This window comes from Blastococcus sp. SYSU D00922 (assembly GCF_054050495.1).
The window spans coordinates 73539-97523 of sequence record NZ_JBJGZL010000011.1 but is presented as its reverse complement, the minus strand read 5'-3'; the positions used below and the strand labels follow the sequence as shown (position 1 = coordinate 97523).

At 71.0% G+C, this 23985-nt stretch carries 19 protein-coding genes; 5 read left to right on the top strand and 14 right to left on the bottom strand.

The annotated features are described in order from the left end of the window. Positions 1-29 precede the first annotated feature (29 nt). Entirely contained in the window at positions 30-446 is a 417-nt protein-coding gene (locus ACI78T_RS15870; RefSeq protein ID WP_456559081.1) for an NUDIX domain-containing protein, read from the top strand. A 29-nt stretch (positions 447-475) separates the two neighbouring features. Here ACI78T_RS15870 and ACI78T_RS15865 read toward each other — a convergent pair whose 3' ends face one another. Next, on the bottom strand, positions 476-1066 hold the full coding sequence (locus tag ACI78T_RS15865; protein ID WP_456559080.1) for a MaoC family dehydratase: 591 nt from the start codon (positions 1064-1066) through the stop codon (positions 476-478). A 375-nt stretch (positions 1067-1441) separates the two neighbouring features. Between ACI78T_RS15865 and ACI78T_RS15860 the strand changes: the two genes are divergently transcribed. Next, positions 1442-2668 carry a DNA sulfur modification protein DndB gene (locus tag ACI78T_RS15860; protein ID WP_456559079.1) on the top strand — a complete coding sequence of 409 codons (1227 nt, stop codon included), beginning with the start codon at positions 1442-1444 and terminating at the stop codon, positions 2666-2668. 276 nt (positions 2669-2944) lie between these two features. Here the strand turns inward: ACI78T_RS15860 and ACI78T_RS15855 are convergent, their stop codons facing one another. After that, entirely contained in the window at positions 2945-3457 is a 513-nt protein-coding gene (locus tag ACI78T_RS15855; RefSeq protein WP_456559078.1) for a DUF6912 family protein, read from the bottom strand. Between the two features lie 48 nt (positions 3458-3505). Further along, positions 3506-4885 carry a WS/DGAT/MGAT family O-acyltransferase gene (locus tag ACI78T_RS15850; RefSeq protein WP_456559077.1) on the bottom strand — a complete coding sequence of 460 codons (1380 nt, stop codon included), beginning with the start codon at positions 4883-4885 and terminating at the stop codon, positions 3506-3508. Between the two features lie 188 nt (positions 4886-5073). Here ACI78T_RS15850 and ACI78T_RS15845 point away from each other — a divergent pair, with 188 nt between their 5' ends. Beyond that, the gene (locus tag ACI78T_RS15845; protein ID WP_456559076.1) at positions 5074-7455 is read left to right on the top strand and encodes a protein kinase domain-containing protein; all 2382 of its coding nucleotides are present in this window, start codon (positions 5074-5076) and stop codon (positions 7453-7455) included. Positions 7456-7685: 230 nt separating this feature from the next. On the opposite strand, the gene secA is transcribed toward ACI78T_RS15845, so the two are convergent. Further along, positions 7686-10709: a preprotein translocase subunit SecA gene (gene secA, locus ACI78T_RS15840; protein ID WP_456559075.1), complete on the bottom strand. Its 3024-nt coding sequence runs from the start codon at positions 10707-10709 to the stop codon at positions 7686-7688. Between the two features lie 73 nt (positions 10710-10782). On the opposite strand from secA, the gene ACI78T_RS15835 reads away from it, so the two are divergent. Together ACI78T_RS15835 and ACI78T_RS15830 are read left to right on the top strand one after the other, a co-directional pair. Beyond that, complete coding sequence (locus ACI78T_RS15835; RefSeq protein ID WP_456559074.1) at positions 10783-11175, top strand: pyridoxamine 5'-phosphate oxidase family protein; 393 nt, start codon at positions 10783-10785, stop codon at positions 11173-11175. Between the two features lie 11 nt (positions 11176-11186). Continuing rightward, the gene (locus ACI78T_RS15830; protein ID WP_456559073.1) at positions 11187-11762 is read left to right on the top strand and encodes a GNAT family N-acetyltransferase; all 576 of its coding nucleotides are present in this window, start codon (positions 11187-11189) and stop codon (positions 11760-11762) included. 37 nt (positions 11763-11799) lie between these two features. On the opposite strand, the gene hpf is transcribed toward ACI78T_RS15830, so the two are convergent. The 10 genes from hpf to ACI78T_RS15780 form a co-directional block, all read right to left on the bottom strand. After that, the gene (gene hpf, locus ACI78T_RS15825) at positions 11800-12495 is read right to left on the bottom strand and encodes a ribosome hibernation-promoting factor, HPF/YfiA family (protein ID WP_456559072.1); all 696 of its coding nucleotides are present in this window, start codon (positions 12493-12495) and stop codon (positions 11800-11802) included. A 39-nt stretch (positions 12496-12534) separates the two neighbouring features. Beyond that, the gene (locus ACI78T_RS15820; RefSeq protein WP_456559071.1) at positions 12535-13329 is read right to left on the bottom strand and encodes a ComF family protein; all 795 of its coding nucleotides are present in this window, start codon (positions 13327-13329) and stop codon (positions 12535-12537) included. 59 nt (positions 13330-13388) lie between these two features. Beyond that, positions 13389-15116, bottom strand: coding sequence for an LpqB family beta-propeller domain-containing protein (locus ACI78T_RS15815; protein ID WP_456559070.1), 1728 nt, complete (start codon positions 15114-15116; stop codon positions 13389-13391). Then, positions 15113-16828 (bottom strand): MtrAB system histidine kinase MtrB, encoded by a 1716-nt coding sequence (gene mtrB / locus ACI78T_RS15810; protein WP_456559069.1) that lies wholly within the window; start codon positions 16826-16828, stop codon positions 15113-15115. Before mtrB ends, ACI78T_RS15815 begins: the two co-directional genes overlap by 4 nt. A gap of 97 nt (positions 16829-16925) precedes the next feature. Next, on the bottom strand, positions 16926-17633 hold the full coding sequence (gene mtrA, locus ACI78T_RS15805) for an MtrAB system response regulator MtrA (protein WP_456559068.1): 708 nt from the start codon (positions 17631-17633) through the stop codon (positions 16926-16928). A gap of 93 nt (positions 17634-17726) precedes the next feature. Continuing rightward, positions 17727-19211, bottom strand: a complete 1485-nt coding sequence (gene ahcY, locus ACI78T_RS15800) for an adenosylhomocysteinase (RefSeq protein WP_456559067.1) — start codon at positions 19209-19211, stop codon at positions 17727-17729. A gap of 98 nt (positions 19212-19309) precedes the next feature. Beyond that, the gene (locus ACI78T_RS15795; RefSeq protein ID WP_456559066.1) at positions 19310-19729 is read right to left on the bottom strand and encodes a GtrA family protein; all 420 of its coding nucleotides are present in this window, start codon (positions 19727-19729) and stop codon (positions 19310-19312) included. Positions 19730-19749: 20 nt separating this feature from the next. Then, the gene (locus tag ACI78T_RS15790; protein WP_456559065.1) at positions 19750-20814 is read right to left on the bottom strand and encodes a glycosyltransferase family 2 protein; all 1065 of its coding nucleotides are present in this window, start codon (positions 20812-20814) and stop codon (positions 19750-19752) included. Positions 20815-20964: 150 nt separating this feature from the next. Beyond that, positions 20965-22140: a mannose-6-phosphate isomerase, class I gene (gene manA / locus ACI78T_RS15785; RefSeq protein ID WP_456559064.1), complete on the bottom strand. Its 1176-nt coding sequence runs from the start codon at positions 22138-22140 to the stop codon at positions 20965-20967. A gap of 66 nt (positions 22141-22206) precedes the next feature. Further along, positions 22207-23970, bottom strand: coding sequence for a glycerol-3-phosphate dehydrogenase/oxidase (locus ACI78T_RS15780; RefSeq protein ID WP_456559063.1), 1764 nt, complete (start codon positions 23968-23970; stop codon positions 22207-22209). Positions 23971-23985: the final 15 nt, after the last annotated feature.

Below are 23985 nucleotides of genomic sequence, written 5' to 3'. Positions count from 1 at the left end.
TCGGCGGCCCGCTGCGTAGCGTGCGGGGCGTGGGAACGGAGCAGCTGCCCGTCGTGGCGTGCGTCGGCGCGGTCGTCGTGGACGACGCCGGCCGGCTGCTGCTCATCCGGCGTGGCCACGACCCCCACGCGGGTCTGTGGTCGCTGCCCGGGGGCCGGGTCGAGGACGGCGAGACCCTCGAGCAGGCGGTCCGCCGCGAGGTGCTCGAGGAGACCGGCCTGGCCGTGGAGGTCGGGGAGCTCGTCGGGCGCGTCGCCATCCCCGCCGGCGCCGTCGTGTTCGACGTCGCGGACTTCCGCTGCACCCTCCAGCCCGCGGAGCAGCTTCCGGTCGCGGGCGATGACGCGAGCGACGTCGTGCTCGCCGACGCCGCCACGCTGGACGGGCTGCCGTGCACCCCGCGGCTGGTCGAGACCCTCCGCGGGTGGGGCGTGCTGCCGGACTGACGCCCTCGCGAGCTCACGGCATCCGCCGCTCAGCGCGGGGTGGGCTCCGGACGACCGGGCTGCTCCCCGCCACGGGCCTCGCCGTAGGACTGCTTGGGCACCATCACCTTGCGACGGAAGATACAGACCACCGTGCCGTCCTGCTTGTAGCCGATGGTCTCGACGTACACGACGCCGCGGTCGTCCTTCGACTTGGACGGCGTCTTGTCCAGGACCGTCGTCTCGCCGTAGATCGTGTCGCCGTGGAACGTCGGGGCGACGTGCCGCAGCGACTCGATCTCCAGGTTGGCGATGGCCTTGCCCGACACGTCGGGGACGCTCATGCCGAGCAGCAGTGAGTAGATGTAGTTGCCGACCACGACGTTCTTGCCGAAGTCGGTGGTCGTCTCCGCGTAGTTGACGTCCATGTGCAGCGGGTGGTGGTTCATGGTGAGCAGGCAGAACAGGTGGTCGTCGTACTCGGTGACGGTCTTCCCGGGCCAGTGCTTGTAGACGGCCCCGACCTCGAACTCCTCGTAGTACCGACCGAACTGCATGTGCTCGCTCCCGACCTCACGACGACGGCGGCGCACGCGGCGCCGGAGCGGCAGGCCCATGCACGCGCCGGGCCGGCTGCCCATCGCGAAGCACCGGTGACCCGCCTGGACGGGCGTTGATCTTACGGACGCCACCCGGCGCCGCCTCCGGGACCGCCGGGACGGCGGCCGGCGGCGCCGCCGACCGCCCGCGGCAACGCCACGGCCGGTCGGAGCATCGCCTCGATCTGGGCGACCATGTTGGCCCACACTCCCAGGCTGCGCCACTGGCTATCTCGAGAAGGCGAAGCGCCCGACTTGTGCTTCTCGGGTTGTGCCCTGGGGTGGCTCAGGTGTAGAAAAAGCGAAGCCCCGACCGACTGGCCGGGGCTTCGCCGAGGACTCGAGCACTGCTCTCGTCGCCGTGACAAGCATGAGGGTACTTCTCGGGTGCTCACTTGCACAGAAGGAGTCACTCTTGTGACGATCCCGACGTTCAGCAACGTCCGTCCTTATCGCGCGTCGGACGGCATCGCAATCCCGGCCATGGTGGTCGACGAAAACGAGGCCTTCGGCGTCGTGCCCCTCGCGCAGCTCGTCACCTTGGTACCCGACCCGATCGAGGCGGAACGAGGGCGGTCGAGCAGTCCGACCATGGCGAAGTACCAGGCGCTGCGCGCGGAGGTACAGCGCGCGGTGACCGGCGCCAAGGCGGACAACGCCAACCGTTTCGCCCGTTACCTGACGGAGGGCCTCAAGGGCAACAGCTCTTGGGTGGTTCCACCGATCACCCTGTACCACGAGACGCTGCTCGAGCAGGTCCTCCTGCCGGACTACGAGCCCAACCGCATTGCACTGCTCATTCCGCACGGCGAGACGATGACCGCGATCGACGGCGAGACCCAGCGGATCGCCTGGGGCAAGGTGCATCAGGCGCTCAACGATGCGGTCTGGCACCAGCCGATCAAGGTCACCATCCACCACGGCCGCAGCGTGCCCTGGGCTCGCCAGTCGTTCTACGACTTGAACACCCTCGAGGTGAAGCCGAACGTTGCCGTCGCGGTGGGCATGGACACCAGGGACCCGGTGACACGCATCGCGACCAAGCTGGTGACGGAGACCGGCATCCCGGTGAGCTTCACCAAGCGGCAGCTGAAGAAGGACAGCACCGAGCTGCTCACCATCAGCAACGTCCGCACGGCCATCGTGACTACCGTGTTGGGCATGGCCGGTGTCGCCCTCGGCGCCAAGCCTGTGGGCGACCGCCTCGAGGGAGTCGACCTTCAGCGTCTTGAGCAGGAAGTGCTCGCAGTCTGGAAGCCGCTCCTGACCGAGCTGCGACCGGTTCTGGAACGTAAGGACGAGACCGTCGCTGGCTCGCCCGCCGTGATGGCGGCGCTCGGAGGACTGGCGCACCGCACCATCGCCTCACCGCCGCGGCGCGAGGACGTCGAGGCATGGACCGTCGAAGACGTCCTGACTCTGCTTCGATCGGTCGAATGGGACCGCTCTCGGCAGCTGCCAAACGGCGAGATCGTCTTCCCATGGGCCGGTATCGCCGGCAAGGTCAGCAGCAAGGTCGACCAGATCACGGGTGAGGTCAGGTCCCGCACCTTCGCCATCGGTGGCCCTAAGGAGGTCGGCTACGCCGTGCTGGACGCTCTGCTCCGCCCGAACAGCCCGACGGGCCTGCAGATCCGGTCATAACTGGGTGCACTGATAGCGGGGCCCCGGGCATGTGCCCGGGGCCCCGCGTCATGCATGGAGCAAAGCTCAGTCCATTGAGTGTCCACGCGCGCCAGCCATCCCGCCTACCCACTGGGTTCTGGAAGCAGGCAGGGTTCGTTCACCGGCTGGTCGCCCTCGAACAGTCCAGGGTCTGCCTGGCGAACCGCATTGCCGGCGCGGACGGAACGTCGTTCTTGCAAGTCGTGGCACCGACGAGCGACTCCCCATCCGGCGCCAGGAGGCCGCTGCCGCGGATCAGAGCAGCTCGAGTGCCGAGCCCATCTCCTGGCTGGCGTACCAGGCCAGCTCGTGACCCTCGGCCTGGTCGACGACGAACTGCGCGTCCTCGCTGCCGAGGTCGGCCTCGAGGACCACGTTCACGGCCGCCCGGACGTCGTCCTCGGCCTCGGAGCCGTCGATGTGGGCGCTGGCGACGTCGCGGACGCGGATGTCCGCCTCGACGCGGACCGCGCCCCGGTCGGTGTCCGGATCGTCGATCGGCCGGACCGAGTCGTCGGGCACGTCGGCCGCGACGACGACCCGCCGGCGAGCGGCGGTGGGGTCCACGTCGATCAGCCGCAGGCTGGCCCTCGCGGCACCGAGCAGCGCGGCGTACTCGAGCTCCTCGAGGTCGGCCTCGGCGTCGCTGAGCTCGTAGAACTCGCGCAGCTGCGGCGTCACCGCGAAGGCCGTGTGCGGTCCGGGCAGGGTGCCCTCGTCGACCAGGGTCCTCAGGACCGTGGTGGTGGCAGGCAGGTACACGCGCACCCGGGTCGCTCCCTCCGTCGAAAGGGCGACGGTATCCCGGCGGCCGGATCAGCCCGCGGTCTCCACCAGCTCGCCGACCTCCTGCTCCACCAGATCGGCCAGGACGTCGACGTCCCCGACACCGTCGCGGTCGGCGTTGAAGCCGAAGTAGACCCGGCCGTCGTAGCTGGTCATCCCGATGGACAGGCCCTGCCCGCGGGCGAGCGGGACCACCGGGAAGACCTCCAGCATGCGGCTGCCCGCGGCGTAGAGCGGCAGCTGCGGACCCGGGACGTTCGTGACCACCAGGTTGAACAGTCGGCGGGACAGGCCCCGTGCGGCTCGGGCGCCGAGGGCGTGCAGCGTCGGTGGCGCGAAGCCGGTCAGCGCGATCAGGCTGTCGGCGCCGACGGACTGCCCGTGCAGCGCGATCCCCCGCATGGCGTAGCTGAGCCGCGTCAGCCGCACCCGAGGGTTCGGCTCGCCCACCGGCAGGTCCACGAGGTACGACGAGACCCGGTTCCCAGGGCTCGCGTCCTCGTCCTGCATCGACACAGGGACCAGCGCGCGTACCGAGGTGCCGGCCACGACCGGCTCGCCCCGGGAGAGCAACCATTCGCGCAGCGCGCCGGTCACGACGGTCAGCAGCACGTCGTTGACGGTGCCGCCGTGAGCCTTGCGGATCTTCTTGAGGTCGTCGAGCTCGGCCCGCGCCACCGCGACCCGTCGCTGGCGGCCCACCGAGGCGTTGAGCGGGCTGTTCGGCGCGGGCATGACCGCCTTGCGCGCGGTCCGCAGCAGCCCGCCGGCGACCCCGGTGAGCCGTGCCGCCGTCGAGCGGACATCGGTGACCGCCCCGCGCACGGTGTCGACCACCGCCGAGGGTCGCCGCGCGTACTCGTCCAGCGCCTGCCAGACCAGTTCCGCGCCGTTGGGAGGACGCTGCGGGCGCCACTCCTCGGAGTGCGGCGCCGGCGCGTCCGGGTCGACGTCCAGGAGCACCTGGCCGATGTCGAGCGCGCTGAGCCCGTCGACGAGCGCCGGGTGGGTCTTCGTGACGACGGCGACCCGGTTGTCCGACAAGCCGTCCACCAGGTACGCCTCCCACAGCGGACGGCGGCGGTCGAGCGGGCGCGAGGTCAACCGCGACACCAGGTCCAGCAGCTGGGCCTCGGTGCCCGGCCGGGGCAGGCCCGAGCGGCGGACGTGGTAGTTGATGTCGAAGTCGGGATCGTCCACCCACACCGGGTTGGCGAGGTGCCCCGGGATCTCGGCGACCCGCTGCCGGTACCGCGGGACGAGCGGCAGCCGCGCCTCCACCAGCTCGGCGAGCGCCTCCACACCCCCCGGAGGGCGTTCGAGGATGAGCACGCCGCCGACATGCATCGGGGTGTCCGGTTCCTCCAGGTAGAGGAAGGACGCGTCCAGCCGGGTCAGCCGCTCGACCATGTGTCTCCTCTGATTCGGTGGCCCACGCTAGAGCTCAGAGTCTCAGGCCGACAGCTCAGTCGGACGTTGCATCCGTAAGAGCGACGTCTCGATCGCTCACCGCACCGCACCGCGACCAGTGGGCCTTGGCCAGACAGTCTCGACCCGGCTACGTTCCGGAAGCAAAACACTCGGGGGGACCGCAGCACATGAGCTTCAACAGCAGTCAGGACTCCTACGTCGCCCTGAAGGAGATCATCGCGGAGCGGACGGCGCCCATTCTGGTTTGGACCGGCGCTGGGCTTAGCGCCAGTGCAGGGCTGCCCGTCTGGGTCGAACTGCGTCAAAAGCTGATCGACGCGGCGTACAGCAAGGCGGCAACCTTCGATCCGCGCGAAGCCGCCTCCAGGGCTCAGCGAATCGACAACGTCGTGTCCGAGCCGGACCCCTGGGTTGCCTTTCAGAGGCTCAGGCAAACCATGGGACCAGCTTCGTATGAGTCAGTGATTCGCCGGGCCATGAGCCAGGCCGTGACCTGCAAGGTACCCGCAACATACCGTCACATTTGGCGCCTCAACGTGGCCGGCATTCTCAATCTGAACATCGACCGCCTCGCCACTCGAGCCTTCTCGGAAGAGCGACCCGGGGAGTCCTTCTTGGAGTTCGAGGGAACGAAACTCGCGCGCCTTCCGGGCCTGCTGCACGGGCGGCAGCCTTTCGTAGCGAACCTCCACGGCACTAGCGAGGACACGACCTCGTGGATCTTCACGAATGAAGAGCTATCGAAGTTGCAGAAGGACAAAGCGTACTTGGCCCTGATGCAGAACTGCTTCAGCACCTTTACGAACGTTTTCATCGGCGTTAGTGCCGACGATGTTGCCATTAGTCGACACCTGAGCAAATTGAAGGATCTTCATCTTAGTCACCCTCCTCACTTCTGGCTAACTCATCGGACGGACGCAGAGACCGACGCTTGGGCTGAGGAGCTGGGAATCCAAGTAATTAGATATACGAAAGATGCTTCTGGGCACGACGGACCTGTCGAGGAGTTTTTCACCCCCCTTCTCGCCGCTACACCGGCACCCGAGAGAACCGCCTTCCCGCCTGTTTCTCTTGGACTCGCGGCAGACGTTGACGCGGAGGAAGAGGAGCTGGCACCTAGCGAGTTGCGTGACTGGTCCGCCCCTGCCCTTCGCAAGCACTTGAACGCTCGGGCGGCACAGATCTTGCGCAACGGGGACAGCGAGGCATGGTCAAACTACGAGGCGTTCTCGAAGCGCTATGACGAAGCCATCTACAGGGCTTGGTATACCAGCGACCAAGAAGGTAGCAATGACCTTCTAGGCTACACGCTTCAGGAACAGATAGCACGCGGCGCCTTCGGCCGCGTATATAGAGCAATGAGCCCCGCAGGGGAAACCGTGGCAGTCAAGGTTCTCCTAGAGGAGATTCGTCGAGACCTCGGCCTTCTGCAAAGCTTTCGGCGAGGCGTTCAAGCGATGCGCATTCTAGGGAGCAACCATTTAAGGGGGATGGTTCCGTACAGGGAAGCGTCAGAGATTCCTGCGTTCGTTGTCATGGACTGGATAGATGGTCCGAACCTCTTCCAAGCCAAGCAGAGCGGCTACGTCGACGACTGGCCAACGCTACTGCGGATTGCTCAGGAGCTGGTTGGCATCATCGCGGGCGCACACGCTTTGCCCGACCGCATCCTCCACCGAGATCTCAGGCCCGCGAACATCATGCTTTCCGGGTTCTACACGCAGGACGACTGGCACGTAGTGGTACTAGATTTTGACCTGTCCTGGCATAGAGGCGCCAATGAGAAGTCTGTTGTCTACTCCACTGCCATGGGCTACCTGGCACCAGAACAGGTGACTCAGCAATCCGATGCCTCTACACGGAGCGCGGCCGTGGATGCCTTCGGAATCGGCACGACGCTGAATTTCCTTTGCAGCGGCGTTGATCCTGTTCTGAACGAGCAGCAGAGGGCCGACTACCCGCAGCGTGTCGCTGAAGGGGTAGCCACGCTAACTGGTGTTACATGGAGATCACTACCCGCGCGATTCTCGCGACTAATCCTCGGCGCCACGGCTGAACGGCAAGCGGACCGGTGGGACCTGTCGCAAATCGCTGGCGAACTTGGCCGACTAAGAGTGGCGGCCGAGAATCCGCAGTCCGTCACCTCAGCGGAGCTGGTCGCCGAGGAGTTGGCCACCGCGGTGCGCTTCTTCAACGGGTATGTATGGGAGTCGGACACTCTAACTGCGAAGAAGACCTCTCCGACAGGGATGAGCTTGAGCATCGCAGCCGACGAAGTGAACGCCATAATTGCACTGACGATCGGGTGGACAAGGACGGGGGTCGAGCAGCGCACTGGCCTATCGAAGTTCGTTAAACGAAATGCACAGGCGCTAACGGCACGCCTGGCCTCTGCCGGCTGGAAGATTGCGCACGAGAATGTAGGAAGTAGTGACCTGAATGTTAGAGCGACGATTTCGACCTCTACCGCCTCGCGAAGGCTAAGCAGGCTAGCTGCCAGCACAGAGACCGCACTAGAGAGTATGCAATTTGGCCCGGCGGCACTTTAGGCGCCTTTATGAGCGCACTGGCGTTCCTCAGTCGTCGCGCCGTATGTCAGCAGTTTGCAGTGCCCGCTTGCAGGGTTAATCGGCAGCCCCGCTGCTAAGCCTCAACTGCATCGCTGCAGCTGGACGGGCTTGCTCGCTCCCGATGTGCAGCCACCGCATGCACTGATGAGACTCTGGAACCGCGACGCCCCCGCCGAGAGGCTCGGGCGGGGGCGTCGTCGTGCGATGCGTCAGCGGCCGGCTGCTCCGTGGCACTGCTTGTACTTGCGGCCCGAGCCGCAGGGGCACGGGGCGTTGCGCGGGGTCTCCTTGGTGCCGGAGACCGTCGCCGACTTCGCCGCCTTGGCCTTGCCCGACTCCCCCGCCGAGGCGTCCAGGCTCGGGGCGGAGTAGCTGAGCTGGTCCATGTTCCGCTGCGGCGCGTCGAGGCCCTTGACGTCGAGCGCCGGCCCGGTGCCGGTCGGCTTGGGCGTCGCGACCGGAGCGGCCGGAGCGGCCGCGGCGGCGGCCGCACCGGCGGCCGCACCGGCGGCCGGCTTCGACCGGCGGGCCGTCGGCGTCGCCGTCCCGTTGCCCGACGGGGCCGAGGTGGGCGCCGAGGGAGCCGACGTCGGCGCCTGCGCCGTCTGGCCCTGCGCGGCGAGCTTCGCCTCGGCGGCCTGGCGGGCGAGCACGCGGGCGGTGCCCTCCTGCGCGGCGGCCAGCGCCTTGGCCTCGGCCTCGTCCTGCTTCGCCTTGGCCTCGGCTTCCTGCTCCTCCTTGGTCTTCACCTCGAGGTTGAACAGGAAGCCGACGGACTCCTCCTTGATGCCGTCGAGCATCGCGTTGAACATGTCGTAGCCCTCGCGCTGGTACTCCACGACCGGGTCGCGGTTGGCCATCGCGCGCAGGTGGATGCCGGCCCGCAGGTAGTCCATCTCGTAGAGGTGCTCGCGCCACTTGCGGTCGAGCACCGAGAGCAGCACGCGGCGCTCCAGCTCGCGCATGACCTCCGAGCCGAGCGCCTTCTCCCGCTCCTCGTAGGCGCGGTGCACGTCGTCCAGGAGCTCCTGCTTGAGCACCTCGGGCGCCAGCGAGGACTGGTCACCGTCGGCCACCCGGTCCAGGAGGTCGCCGATCTCCAGGCCGACCGGGTAGAGCGCCTTGAGGCCGGTCCACAGCTGCTCGAGGTCCCAGTCCTCGGCGTAGCCGATCTCCGTCGCGCCGTCGACGTAGGCGCTGATGACGTCGTCGACCATCGACTGGATCTGCACGTGCAGGTCCTCGCCGTCGAGCACCTTGCGGCGCTCGTCGTAGATGACGGTGCGCTGGCGGTTGAGCACCTCGTCGTACTTGAGGACGTCCTTGCGGACCTCGAAGTTCTGCTGCTCGACCTGCGTCTGCGCCGACAGGATCGCCCGGCTGACCATCTTCGACTCGATCGGCTGGTCGTCGGGCACCCGCAGGGTGTTCATCATCGACTCGAGCATCGGGCCGTTGAACCGGCGCATCAGGTCGTCGCCGAGGGAGAGGTAGAACCGCGACTCCCCCGGGTCGCCCTGACGGCCGGATCGCCCGCGCAGCTGGTTGTCGATGCGCCGGCTCTCGTGCCGCTCGGTGCCCAGCACGTAGAGACCGCCGGCCTCGACGACCTCCTCGTGCTCGGCCTTGACCTGCGCCTTGGCCGCCTCGAGGGCGTCGTCCCACGCCGCCTCGTACTCCTCCGGCGTCTCCGAGGGCGACAGCCCGCGGGCCCGCAGGGCCTCGTCGGCGATGAACTCGGGGTTGCCACCGAGCACGATGTCGGTACCGCGGCCTGCCATGTTCGTGGCCACCGTGACCGCGCCCAGCCGCCCGGCCTGGGCGATGATCGCCGCCTCACGGGCGTGGTTCTTCGCGTTGAGGACCTCGTGCTTGATGCCCCGCTTGAGCAGGTACTTCGCCAGGATCTCCGACTTCTCGACGCTGGCCGTACCGGCGAGGACCGGCTGGCCGGCCTCGTGCCGCTCGGCGATGTCGTCGACGACGGCCTCGAACTTCGCCTTCTCCGTCTTGTAGATGACGTCGGACTTGTCCTGCCGCACCATCGGCCGGTTCGTCGGGATCGGGACGACGCCCAGCTTGTAGGTCTGGTTGAGCTCGGCGGCCTCGGTCTGGGCCGTACCGGTCATCCCGGACAGCTTCTCGTAGAGCCGGAAGTAGTTCTGCAGCGTGATCGTGGCGAGCGTCTGGTTCTCGTCCTTGATCTGCACCTTCTCCTTGGCCTCGATGGCCTGGTGCATGCCCTCGTTGTAGCGGCGGCCGGCCAGCACGCGGCCGGTGAACTCGTCGACGATCAGCACCTCGCCGTTGCTGACGATGTACTGCTGGTCGCGGTGGAAGAGCTCCTTCGCCTTCAGCGAGTTGTTGAGGTAGCTGATCAGCGGGGTGTTCGCGGCCTCGTAGAGGTTGTCGATGCCGAGCTGGTCCTCGACGAACTCGACGCCCTCCTCGGTGATGGCGACGGTGCGCTTGCCCTCCTCCACCTCGTAGTGGACGTCGCGCTTGAGCATCGGCGCGATGCGGGCGAACTCCCCGTACCACTTGGCGCTGGTCTCGGCCGGGCCGCTGATGATCAGCGGGGTGCGGGCCTCGTCGATGAGGATCGAGTCGACCTCGTCGACGATCGCGAAGTGGTGGCCGCGCTGCACGAGGTCGGCCTTGCTCCACGCCATGTTGTCGCGCAGGTAGTCGAAGCCGAACTCGTTGTTGGTGCCGTGCGTGATGTCCATGGCGTACTGCTCGCGTCGGACATCGGGACGCTGACCGGAGACGATCGTCCCGACGGTGAGGCCGAGGAAGCGGTGCACCCGGCCCATCCACTCGGCGTCGCGGGAGGCCAGGTAGTCGTTGGTGGTGACCACGTGCACGCCGTCGCCGGTGAGCGCGTTCAGGTAGGCCGGCAGCACACCGGTGAGGGTCTTGCCCTCACCGGTCTTCATCTCGGCGATGTTGCCGAGGTGCAGCGCCGCCCCGCCCATGATCTGGACGCGGTAGTGCCGCTGGCCCAGCGTGCGGGTCGCGGCCTCGCGGACCACGGCGAAGGCCTCGGGCAGGAGCTCGTCGAGGGACTCCCCGTCGGCGTACCGCTCCTTGAACTCGTCGGTCTTGGCACGCAGTTCCGCGTCGCTCAGGGCGCCGGTCTCGTCGGCGTACGACTCGACCGCGTCGGCGATCTTGGACAGCCGGCGGAGGAGCTTGCCCTCACCGGCGCGCAGAAGCTTCTGGAACACCACACCCCCAGCGTAGGCGGCGGATGCGCCGGGATCAGCCAGCGCGACCCCGCGGACCGGTCACTAGCCTTCCCGGGTGCCCCACGACCCCCACGACCTCGCCCCCGGCCTCCTCGAGCTGCTCACCGAGCGGCACCTCGCCACCCTGACCACGCTGCGCGCCGACGGCAGCCCGCACGTGGTCCCGGTCGGGGTCACCTTCGACCCGGCCACGGCGACCGCGCGGGTCATCACGTCGGGGTCCTCCGCCAAGGCCCGGCACGTGCGGGCAGGGCAGCAGCGGGTCGCCGTCTGCCAGGTCGACGGGCGGCGCTGGGTCACCCTGGAGGGAGCGGCGGTGGTGAGGGACGACGCCGCCTCGGTCGCCGACGCCGAGCGCCGCTACGCGCAGCGCTACCGGCAGCCGCGCGAGAACCCGGCCCGCGTGGTTCTCGAAATTCGGGTCGACCGCGTCCTCGGCAACGCGTGACACTGCCGTCCGTGAGCACCCAGCAGCTGACCGCTCTCGACCTGAGCGGGGTCGACCTCCTCACCGAGGTCGTCCGCACCCCGCGGCTGACCCTGCGCCCGTTCCGGGCCGACGACGTGGACGCCGTGCTGCGCGCCTCGCAGGACCCGGAGTCGAAGCGCTGGATCAGCGCGATGCCCGACCCCTACACGCGCGAGGACGCCCGCCGCTTCGTCGAGGACGTCGCCATGCGCGACCGCAGCGACCGCCTGGGTCTCTCGGTCGTGATCGAGGACGGCGACGGCTACGCCGGGAGCGCCGGGCTCTACCTGCGGCCCGGGCGGCTGGGCCCCGAGATCGGCTACTCGGTCGCCCCGTGGGCGCGCGGCCGCGGCTACGCGAGCGAGACGGCCCGGGCGCTGGCCGACTGGGGGCTCGCGCACGGGGCACCGCGCGTGCACCTGTACGTCGACGTCCGCAACGCCCCCTCCCTCGCGGTGGCGCGGCGGGCCGGGTTCACCCAGGAGGGCGTGGTGCGCGGCTGCCTGGAGTACCGGGACGGCACCCGGGGCGACGCCGCGCTGTTCGGCCGGCTGGCCGGGGACTGAACGGGTGGGAGGGCGGACGGCCCTCCCACCCCTCGCGTCAGACGGAGGAGACGGCCTGTGGCTCGGCCGTGCGGGTAGGAGCGGCGCCGTTCTGCGGCACCTCGGTCAGCCGGATGAGGCCGTAGTCGTAGGCGTGCCGGCGGTAGACGACGGTCGGCTGCCCGGTGTCGGCGCACTGGAAGAGGAAGAAGTCGTGACCGACCAGCTCCATCTCGTGGAGCGCCTGGTCGACCGTCATCGGCGTCGCCGGGTGGTGCTTCTCCCGGACGACGCGCCCGGGCAGGTGCTCGTCGAGATCGGTCACGAGCGGACCGTCGGTGGGCACCGTGTCCGGCGCGGAGGTGGCCGTTCCCCCGACCATGGCCTCGACGTCGGCGACGGTGTTGCCCGATATGCGCACGCTGGCGGGGGTCCGCCGGCCGTGGTGCACCCGGCGGCGGTCGGCCGCGCGGCGCAGCCGGTTGTCCAGCTTCGTGCAGGCGGTGTCCAGGGCCGCGTAGAAGTCGGGGCCGGCGGCTTCGGCACGGACCACGGGACCCTTGCCGCGCAGGGTGATCTCCACGCGCTGGCAGCTGGCGGACTGGCGGGGATTCGGTTCGTGGAACAGCTCCACGTCGATGCGCAGGATCTTCAGCTTGCCGTCGAATCGATCGCTCTGACCGACCTTGTCCTCGACGTGTTGGCGGTAGTGCTCCGGAACCTCGACGTTGCGACCTCGGACCACGATCTCCATGGGACCTCCCGGTTGAGCCGGTAGTAGGTCACTTCGACGCTAGTCCCTGTTCACCTGTCCCGACAGTCGATCGAGAGGGCTCCGACGGACGTTCTTGGGCCGGTTCCGGACAACGTGCAGGTGGGCCCGCGAAGGGTGTTCGCGGCCGGTCGCCGGGGTCGCCGCGACGACGGCGGCGAGCACCGGCGCGCCCCGCGCCGACCCGCCGGGCGACAGCGCTGCCGCGGCCTCGGTGAGGGTCGCGCCGGAGGTGACGACGTCGTCGACGAGCACCAGGACGGCGCCCGGCGCGACGGCGCCGGTGACCCGCTCGAACGTCCCCGCCAGGTTCGCCCGCCGCTGCGCCGCCGACAGCCCGGCGGAGTCGCGGACCCGGCCGCGGCGGCGCAGCAGCCGCGCCTCCGCGGCCGGCAGGCCGGCTGCCCGCAGCTCGGCCACCGCACGCGCGGTCAGCTCGCGCACGTGGTCGCGGCCACGGGCCCGCAGCCCGGCGCGGGTGCTGGGCACCGGCACCAGCGCCACGGGCCCCGGCGGGCCGGGCACGGCGGAGGCCACCGCGGCCACCGCGAGGGCGAGCGCCGCACCCAGCGGGACGGCGAGCTCGGCCCGCCCGCGCTCCTTGAACTCGACGACGGCCGGCCGGACCGACCCCGCGTACGCCCCGGCCGCCACCGTGGGCGGGAAGCCCCACGGGAACCGCCGTGGCGCGGCCAGGTGGGGGCGGGCCAGCGCCTCCGCGCACGACCGGCACAGCACCGCGCCGGGCACGCCGCAGCCTGCGCAGGTGCGGGGCAGGAGCAGGTCGGCCAGCGCGGCGATCCCGGCCCGTTCCACCCGGCCAGCCTGACGTGCCCGCGGCGCCCGTGGGCCGCTCGCCGCGGAGGTGTGGACGGCTACAGCGGGTAGAAGGGCGCCGTCCCGGGCAGCGGCTCCTGCCCGCGCACGAGGGTGACCCAGGTGCCGCCGGCCAGCTGCCAGATCGTCCCGTCCGCGGTCACCAGCGGCTGCCGCGCCGGCGCCGCCGCGATCGACTGCGGCTGACCGGGCAGCCCGGACCGCGGGATCTCATCCAGCCCCCAGCCGTCGACCCCCACGCTGTAGGGCACGATCCGGTCCTCCCCGGCGTCCCCGGCGAGGACGAGCAGCGTGCCGCTGTCGCGCCAGGCCACGTCGACCACGCGGGAGAGCGCGGGCGCGATCGCCCGGAAGTCGCGGAGCGCGACGCTGCCGTCCTCGGCGCGCACGACGGTGCCCACCTGGAGCGCCCGGCCGCTCGGCCCCTCCACGATGAGCGCGGCCCGGACGCCGTCCGGGGAGAGCCGCAGCACCCTGGTCGACCCGAGACCCGGCAAGGTCGGCGCGGTGACCGCCTGCGGCGGCCCGCCGGCCTGCACCCGCACCACCGAGGTGTCGTCCCGGACGACCCAGACCTCCGAACGGGTGGCCGCCACCGTCGGGGAGGTCAGCCGGGTGCCGCTGAGCACCGGTGCCAGCTCGCCGTCGTACGGACCGGCCAGCAGGGTGGCCCCGCCCCCCTCCGGCCGCACCCCGACGAGGAACGACAGCTCGCCCGTGGCGCCGTCCACGGAGACGGCCGCCTCGGTGAGCCCGTAGGCCCCGGCACCCGCGGGGCCCGGGGTCGGCTCCCCCGTGGTCACCGTGTGCAGCGCCCCGCCGGTCAGGTAGTGCCCGACGGTCTCCAGCGGGACGGCGTCGGGGTTGAAGCCGCTCCAGTGCTCGGTGGTCTGCTCGTCGGGGACGTCCTGGATCGGCACGGGCTCGCCGTCGATCCGCACCTCCACCGAGTTGATGGACACGTTGCGCAGCGAGGTGAGCGTCCAGACCAGCTGGGCGGAGGCCTCGTTCAGCGCCGGGGACGGCTCGGCCGGCAGGTTGGTCAGGTCGACGACGGCGAGCTGCCCGTCGAGGGTCACCGCGCTGCGCAGCTGGGCGCCGGCCAGGCGGTTGCCCACCCCCGCGGCCAGGTACGGGGAGGGTCCGTTCACCAGCCGCTCGACGATCGTCGTCGGCAGCGCCTCGCCGGCGAGCACGTAGCGCGGGTCGGGGACGAGCCGCGAGCCGGTCGGGTCGACGAAGTAGACCGCGGCCTCCTCGTAGAGCCGCTGGAAGTCCGGCTCGAGGATGATCAGGCCGTCGGGCGGGTCGCTGATCCGCCACTCGTCGTCGACCTGCTCGAGCGTGTACTGGCGGGTCAGGGTGGTGCCCTCGGCGATGGTGAAGACGCCCCGGTCGTCGATGGTCCCGACGACGTTGGCGGTCACCTCGACCGCCCCGCTCTCGGGCAGGACGGTGGTCGCGTACTCCTGGCCGATGACGGTGATGGTGGTCTCGTCGTCCCAGGCCAGCGATGCCTCCTCGGTGAGGTGCTCGCGCGCGACCGGGTGCCCGAACCGCGTGCTGGCCGCCGCGTCGATGAAGGACTTCACGATGTCCTCGGGCGCCGCGCCGGGCTCGGGTGCCAGGGGCTCGATGCCGACCACCTCGGCCGGACGGGCCGGGGCCTGGGTGATCTGCACGGTGGACGACGTCATGGGCACGGTGGAGCAACCGGCGAGCCCGAGCAGCAGGGCCGCGGCGAGGGCGGCGCGCAGCCGGCTCATACCGGTGTCCCCGGCCGGCGGACGAACGCCGGGCGCAGCGGCAGCGGTGAGCTGGTCAGCTCACCGCCCGCGGTCAGCGGCACGGTGAGCCGGAACTGCGCCCCGGCACCGGGCTGGCCCCACACCTGGAGCCAGCCGCCGTGCAGGCGGGCGTCCTCGAGGCTGATGGACAGGCCGAGGCCGCTGCCGCCGACGGTCCGCACGCGGGAGGGGTCGGCCCGCCAGAACCTGTCGAACACGTGCTGCGCGTCGGCGGAGCTCAGCCCGACGCCCTGGTCCCGGACGGTGACCGCGGCGGCGGTCCGGTTGGCCGCGAGGGTGATCTCGATCGGCCGGCCGGCGCCGTGCTCGATGGCGTTGCCGACGAGGTTGCGCAGGATCCGCTCCACGCGGCGGGCGTCCACCTCGGCGATGACGGCCTCCCGCGGCCGGTTGACGAGCAGCTCGCAGTCGTGCCGCCGGGCCAGCGCCTGCATGCCGTCGACGACGCGGTCGACGAGCGCGCCGAGGTCGACCGGCTCGGCGTCGAGGACGGCGGCCCCCGCGTCGTAGCGGCTGATCTCCAGCAGGTCGGTCAGCAGGCTCTCGAACCGGTCGAGCTCGGCGCGCAGCAGCTCGGCCGACCGCGCGACGTGCGGCGGGAAGTCCGTCCGCGCCTCGTGCAGGACCTCGGCGGCCATCTGGACCGTGGTCAGCGGGGTGCGCAGCTCGTGGGAGACGTCGGAGGTGAACCGCTGCTGCAGCTGCGAGAGCCCCTCGAGCTGGGTGATCTGGCGCTGCAGGCTGTCGGCCATCGCGTTGAAGCTCGTGGCCAGCCGGGCGAGGTCGTCCTCGCCGCGCACGGTCATCCGCTCCTCCAGCTGCCCCTCGGCCAGCCGCTGGGCCGTGCCGGCGGCCCGGCGGACCGGGTCGACCACCAGGCGGGTCACCAGGACGCCGATCATGACGACGAACAGCGTGAGCGCGATGCCGCTGATCACGACGGTGCTGCGGATCAGCGAGAGGCTCTCCACTTCCTGCGCCAGCGGGAAGGCGTAGTAAAGCTCGACCTGCTGCACGCCGGTCGCGTCGGTGGGCACGGCGGCGCCGACCAGCAGGGTCGGCTGCGGCTCCCCCGTCGCGTCGGGCACCGGGGAGTACTTGCGGGACTGCCCGCCGGAGGCGACGTCGGCCCGCAGGTCCGGCGGCAGCGCCTCGAGCACCGCCCGCCGGCTGGCGGCCGGGCGCTCGATGTCGCCGGTGCGGTGGATCATCACCACCTCGAAGTCGCCGGCCGCCCCGCCGCGCTGGAGCAGCGCGTTGACGGTGCGGCTCAGCGCGGAGCGGACGCTCGCGCCGTCCCCCGCGGCGATGGCCGCGACCTGGCTCTGCGCGTAGACCACGCCGGCCTGCGCCTGGTCGATCGCCGCCTCCTCCTTGACCGAGAGGAGCTGGTCGCGGATCTGGCTGAACAGCACCAGGCTGACGATGACCACCACGGTGCCCGCCACCAGCATGGTGATCGCGCCGATGCGCACCTGCAGCGACGAGCGCCAGGTGCGGACGGCGCGGCGGGCCTGCTCGCGCAGGGTGCGCTGCGCGAGCCGACGGGCGAGCCGGAGGCGCCGGCGCAGCCCCCTGCGGACGCGCCGGACCTCCGCGCCCACGCGAGGACGCGGCTCGGGTTCGGACGCCGCGGGTGCGGCACCCTCGGGCAGCGTCGTGCGGGTCACCGCTCCAGTGTGCCGCTCACGGAATGGGACGGTTCGCTGCCGCGCCCCGCTCCGCTCCTCGCTCGTTCCTCGCTGCGATGCTCACGGGGCTGTCCGCTCACGGCGGGCCGGCCTTGTAACCGACGCCGCGCACGGTCAGCACGACCTCCGGCTTCTCCGGGTCGCGCTCGATCTTCGCCCGCAGCCGCTGCACGTGGACGTTGACCAGCCGGGTGTCGGCCGCGTGCCGGTACCCCCACACCTGCTCGAGCAGCAGCTCGCGGGTGAACACCTGCCGCGGCTTGCGGGCCAGCGCGACGAGCAGGTCGAACTCCAGCGGCGTCAGCGCGATCGGGACGCCGTCCCGGGTGACCTGGTGCGCCGGCACGTCGATCTGCACGTCGCCGATGCTCAGGTTCTCGGCCTGCCCCGTCTCGCCGCGGCGCAGCTGCGCCCGGACGCGGGCGACCAGCTCGACCGGCTTGAACGGCTTGGTCACGTAGTCGTCGGCCCCGGCCTCCAGGCCCTGGACGACGTCGATCGTGTCGCCCTTGGCCGTGAGCATGACGATCGGCACGGTCGACTGGGTGCGGATGTCCTGGCAGATCTGCAGGCCGTTGCGGCCGGGCAGCATCAGGTCCAGCAGCACCAGGTCGGGCCGGGTCTGCTGGAAGACGCCGAGCGCCCGGTTGCCGTCGGACACGAACGCCGGTTCGTAGCCCTCCCTGCGCAGGACGATGCCGAGCATCTCGGCGAGGGCGGCGTCGTCGTCGACGACCAGGACACGGCCGCGGCTGGGCCCGTTCTGCGGAGCGGTCGGTGGCACGGCGCCCATTCTGCGCTGTGAGGCAAGGAAAGCGGCCCACCCGTCAGGGTGAGCCGCTTTCCGAGGGGTAGCGGGGCCCGTCCGGGCCGCTGCTCAGTAGCGGTAGTGGTCGCTCTTGTAGGGGCCCTCGACGGGGACGCCGATGTAGTCGGCCTGCACCTTGGTGAGCTCGGTGAGCTTCACGCCCAGCGCGTCGAGGTGCAGCCGCGCCACGTGCTCGTCGAGCTTCTTCGGCAGCACGGTGACGCCGGGGACCTTGCCCTCGTAGGCGCTGCGGTTGGTCCACAGCTCGATCTGGGCGAGGACCTGGTTGGAGAACGAGGCGCTCATGACGAAGCTGGGGTGCCCGGTGGCGTTGCCGAGGTTCAGCAGGCGGCCCTCCGACAGCAGGATCAGCGTGTGGCCGTCGGCGAAGCGCCACTCGTCGACCTGCGGCTTGATCGTCGTGCGGGTGATGCCCGGGGTGCGGGCGAGGCCGGCCACGTCGATCTCGTTGTCGAAGTGCCCGATGTTGCCCACGATCGCCTGGTGCTTGGTCCGGGCGAGCTGCTCGGCGGTGATGATGTCCTTGTTGCCGGTGGCCGTGATGATGATGTCGGCCTTGCCGATGACCTCGTCGAGCGTGGTCACCTCGTAGCCGTGCATCGCCGCCTGGAGGGCGTTGATCGGGTCGATCTCGGTGACGATCACGCGGGCGCCCTGGCCGCGCAGCGACTCGGCGCAGCCCTTGCCGACGTCGCCGTAGCCGCACACGACGGCGACCTTGCCGCCGATCATCACGTCGGTGGCGCGGTTGATGCCGTCGATCAGCGAGTGCCGGCAGCCGTAGAGGTTGTCGAACTTGCTCTTGGTGACCGAGTCGTTGACGTTGATCGCCGGGAAGAGCAGCCGCTCGTCGCGGGCCAGCTCGTACAGGCGCATGACGCCGGTCGTCGTCTCCTCGGTGACGCCCTTGATGCCCTGGCCGATGCGGGTCCAGTGGCCGGGGTCCTCGGCGAGGGTGCCGCGCAGGACGTCGAGGATGACGCCGTACTCCTCGGAGTCGGCGTCGGTGGTGTCGGGGACGACGCCGTCGGCCTCGAAGCGGGTGCCCAGGTGCACCAGCAGGGTGGCGTCGCCGCCGTCGTCGAGCAGCATGTTCGGGCCGACGATCTCGCCGGACGGGTCGCGGAACTCGAACAGGCGCTGGGTGCACCACCAGTACTCGGGGAGGCTCTCGCCCTTCCACGCGAACACCGGGACGCCGGCGGGCTGCTCGGGGGTGCCCTCGCCGACGACGATCGCCGCGGCGGCGTGGTCCTGCGTCGAGAAGATGTTGCAGCTGACCCAGCGCACGTCGGCGCCCAGCGCCGTGAGGGTCTCGATGAGGACGGCGGTCTGCACGGTCATGTGCAGCGAGCCGGCGATGCGGGCGCCGGCGAGCGGCTGCTGGTCGCCGTACTCGGCGCGCAGCGCCATCAGGCCGGGCATCTCGTGCTCGGCGAGCTGGATCTCCTTGCGCCCGAAGGGGGCCAGGGAGAGGTCGGCGACCTTGAAGTCGCCGTCGGTCAGGACGGGGGTGCCGGTGCTGGCGGTCATGTCGCTCCGGGGTGCGGCCCTGCCCGCTGCGCGGGAGGGGTCTCTGGGAGATGAGCGAGCATGCCGAGGCTTCGGCGGGGCTCGTACCGCGGTGCAGTCTACGGCCGCGGGGCGAACATGCGCCGCAAGGCGGCCGGCCTCCCTGCCGCAGGACCGTCACCACCGCCCATGAGCCTCCGGGAGAGCAGGAAGGTCACCGGGATGGCGGCCGCGGCCGCGAGGAGGGGCGCCAGGCGCTGGTCGACCCGAAGCCCTTCGACGAGCACCACCACACCCACGGTGGTCAGCAGGTAGTTCACCATGTTGGTCAACGGCCACAGGGCGAATCGGCGCCAGGTGGGCCGCACGCGGAACGTCCACAGGCAGTTCAGGAAGAACGACACCACCATGGCGATCACGGTCGCCACCAGGTGAGCGGCCACGTAGTGCATCCACGCGCGCAGGACGAGGTACGAGCCGTAGTAGACGCCGGTGTTGACGAGCCCGACGATCGCGAACCTGGCGGCGGAGCGCAGCAAGCTCGGCGGCTGCCGCTCGGTCAGGGCCGCCACTCCGGCCCGGCCGGCGGGACGGACCGCCCGTCCGTCGCCGGGACGACTCGCTGCTCGGACAGGACGTCGTCGAAGATCATCGCCTCGCGGACCGGTGCCCGGGTACGACGGGGAGCGTTGACGCCGGGTTCGAGGTCGCTGGATTCCGCGACGATGAAGTGCGGCCGCTGCTTGGTCTCGAAGTAGATGCGCCCGACGTACTCCCCGATCACCCCCAGGAAGAGGAGCTGCAGCCCGCCGAGCCCGAGGACGGCGGCCACGAGCGTGATGTAGCCGGGGACGACGATCCCGTTCGTGACCGCCGCGACGACGAGGAAGGCGACGTAGGCGAACGACAGCGCGGTGACGACGAGTCCCACGTAGATCGCAAGGCGCAACGGCGCGTTGTTGAAGGACATGATGCCGTCGACGCCGTAGTTCAGCAGGCGTCGCAGGCTCCACCTGCTGCCGGCGCCTCCCTGCCGTGCCTCGTTGCGGTAGTCCACGTAGACCGTCGGGAAGCCGATCCAGGAGAACAAGCCCTTGCTGAAGCGGTTGTACTCGCCCATCTGGAGGAGGGCGTCGACCGCGCGACGGCTCAGCAGACGGAAATCGCCGACACCGTCCTCCATCCGGACCTCCACCAGCGAGTTGGCCAGCCGGTAGTACAGCCGGGACAGCGCAGTGCGGCCGAAGGCATCTCCGTCACGGGTACGACGCGCGACCACCTGGTCGTTCCCCTGGCGGAACAGGTCCAGCATCTCCACCAGGAGTCGCGGAGGGTGCTGGAGGTCGGCATCCATGATCACGACGGCATCCCCGCGCGCATACGCCAGCCCCGCGAGCATCGCAGCTTCCTTGCCGAAGTTCCGGCTGAGGGAGAGGTAGCGGACCCGGGCGTCGCGGCTGTGCAGATCCTTGATGATCTCCCCGGTGCGGTCCCTGCTGCCGTCGTCGATCAGCACCACCTCGATGCTGACACCGGTCGGCCGCACTGCCTCGAGCACCTGGTCGACGACCTGCGCCACCACGTCCTCCTCGTTGTGGCACGGCACCACGACCGACAAGAACATGGGACCTCCTCCGTCCGGCCGTGACGTACGGCTCGGTTACCGCGGTCACGGTCGGCATCCTGTACAGAGTGCAACGCCGTCAGGCGTCCGTGCGCCGCTCTGACCAGGGGCTGCCCCGATGGAGGGGCGCCCTCGGGGTGACGACTGCTGTCACGCGAGGCCCGTCGTGGCCCTGTAGAGGAGCGCGGGACCGCACGCGGTGACCGGGGTGCCCGCGGGCACGAAAGCGGCCTCGCCCTTCCCCAGGTGCAGCGTCCCGTCGACCGACGCGAGCTCGGCGTCCCCCTCGGTGCACAGCAGCACCTGCGGGCCGCGGGTCGTGATGGTGCCCGCCTGACCGTCCAGCTGGATGCGGGTCAGGTCGAAGTCCTCGACCGGCACGGGGTAGCGCAGCCCGCCCGGGCCGAGGACCGGGTGCAGGATCGGCACCCGGCCGTCGCTGAAGTCGAGCACCTCGATCAGCGCCGCGAGGTCGACGTGCTTGCCGGTGAGCCCACCGCGCAGCACGTTGTCCGAGCTGGCCATCACCTCGACGCCGGCCCCCGACAGGTAGGCGTGCAGGTTGCCCGCGGGCAGGAACACCGCCTCGCCCGGCGCCAGCTTGAGGTGGTTGCACATCAGCGAGATCACGACCCCGGGGTCACCGGGGTAGGTCTCGGCCAGCGACGCCGCCCAGCGGTAGGTGTTGATGAACTCCGGGTCGTGCGCGGCCACGAACCGGGACGCCGCCGCGGCCACCGCGGTGACCAGCTCGTCGCGCATCTCCGGGGTCAGGGCCAGCAGCTGCGGGATGGCGGCGCGCAGGCCGCCGCGGGCCAGCGCGGCGATCGTGGGCTTGAGCACCGGCACCTGGAGCTTGGCCAGGCAGTGCAGCGACTCCTCGACCGGCCGGAAGCCGCACAGCGCCTCGAACTCGGTGAGCGCGAGCAGCAGCTCGGGCTTGTGGAAGGGGTCCTTGAACGTCCGCTTCGGGTCGTCGCGCGGGATGCCGGCGGTCTCCTCGGCGTCGAACCCGGCCTGCGCCTGCTCGGGCGTGGGGTGCGCCTGCAGGGACAGCGGTCGCTCGGCGGCCAGCACCTTCATCAGGAACGGCAGCCGCCCGCCGAAGCGCTCGCGGACTGCCGGCCCCAGCAGCAGGTCGGGCTCGGCCTGGATGGCCTTGTCCAGCGGCGTGCCGGTCGACAGCACGCTGGGCGCGTCGGGGTGGGCGCCCATCCAGAGCTCGGCGTAGGGCTCCTCGGCGGGCGTCAGCTCACCGAGGAGCTCGGGGATCACCGTGCGCGACCCCCAGGGGTAGTGGCGCACGGTGTTCGTCAGCTGCCACATCGGGCGAGAGGCTACCCGGCTGCGGCCCTGCGTCCAGGGCGTTCTCCCCCGTCCGGGGGCCGTCCCCTAGACCGCGGCGCGGACGTCCGGGGCCCCCAGCCGCGCGGCGTCGGCCGTCCGGTCGTCCGGCATGCGCTGCGACTCCCGCTCGGCCTCGACGCGGGCCTCGTAGTGGGCCACCTCGCGGGCCAGGAAGTCCGGCTCCCAGCCGTGCACCGACGCCATGAGCCGGGCCACGTCCGGCGCCGACTCCACTCCCCGGTGCTCGGTCTCGATGGAGATCCGGGTCCGCCGGGTGAGGACGTCGTCCAGGTGCAGGGCGCCCTCCGCGGTGACCGCGTGGACGACCTCGGCGGCCAGGTAGTCCGGCGCCCCGGTGAGCGGCCGGCCGAGCGAGGGGTCGCGGCGCACCAGGTCGAGGACGTCGCCGATGCGATCGCCGTGCCGGTGCAGCAGCCGCTCCACGGCCTCTTTGGACAGGCCGGAGGCGGCCGCCAGGGTCTCCGCCGCGCCGCGGACGTCCTCCCAGCGGTGCGCGCCGACCAGCGGCAGGTGCGCCGTCCGCGACGGCGGCACCCCGGGCAGGCCGGCCACCGCGGCGTCGACGGCGTCCTCGGCCATGACGCGGTAGGTCGTGTACTTGCCGCCGGCGACCAGCACCAGACCCGGCACCGGCGTGACGACGGCGTGCTCGCGCGAGAGCCGGCTGGTCTCGTCGGACTCCCCCGCCAGCAGCGGGCGCAGGCCCGCGTACACGCCGAGGATGTCGTCGGGCGCCACCGGCCGCACCAGCACCCGGTTGACCTGGTCGAGGATGTAGTCGATGTCGGCGCTGCTCGCGGCCGGGTGGTCGCGGTCCAGCCGCCACGGCGTGTCGGTGGTGCCGACGATCCAGCGGTCCCGCCACGGGATGACGAACAGCACGCTGGTCGGCGTCCGGAGGATGAGCCCCGCCTGGGTGCCGCCGGCCTCCTCCAGGTGCGCGCCGTCGATCGCCGAGCGCGGCAGCACCAGGTGGACGCCCTTCGAGGCGCGCACCTTCAGGCTGGGCGCGGCCTCCCCGAGCATGGAGCCGATGTCGTCGCTCCACACGCCGGTCGCCGCGATCACGCTGCGGGCGCGGACGGTGAACGACGACCCGTCGGTCAGGTCGGCGACCCGCACGCCGACGACCGGCGCGTCGGCCCCCTCCCCCTCGCGCAGCAGCCCGGTGACCCGCGCGCTGGAGAGGACGCGGGCGCCGTAGCCGGCCGCCGTGCGCACGACGGCGAGGGTGTGCCGGGCGTCGTCGACCTGGGCGTCCCAGTAGCGGATCGCCCCGCGCACCACGTCACCGCGCAGCCCGGGGAACGCCTCCAGCGTCTTCTTCCGCGACAGGTGCCGGTGGCGCGGGATCTCCCGGCCGGGCGTGAAGGCGGCACCCAGGACGTCGTACAGCGCGACCCCGGCGCCGAAGTAGGCCCGCTGCCACACCGGTGCGGTGAGCGGCAGCAGGAACGGCAGCGGCGTCACCAGGTGCGGGGCGATCGTCTGCACCAGCCGCGCCCGCTCGGACAGCGCCTCGTGCACCAGCGGGAAGGCGAGCTGCTCGAGGTAGCGCAGGCCGCCGTGGATCAGCTTGCTCGAGCGGCTGGACGTCCCGGCGGCCCAGTCGCGGGCCTCCAGGAGCCCGACCGAGAGCCCGCGGCTGGCCGCGTCCAGCGCGGCCCCGGCCCCGGTGACGCCGCCCCCGATGACCAGGACGTCGACGACCCCGTCGGCCAGCGCGGCGCGATCGGCCCGGCGGCGCTCCGGCGACAGCAGCGTGCGGTCGGTCTCCCCCGAGTGCATGCCCCTACTGTCCCC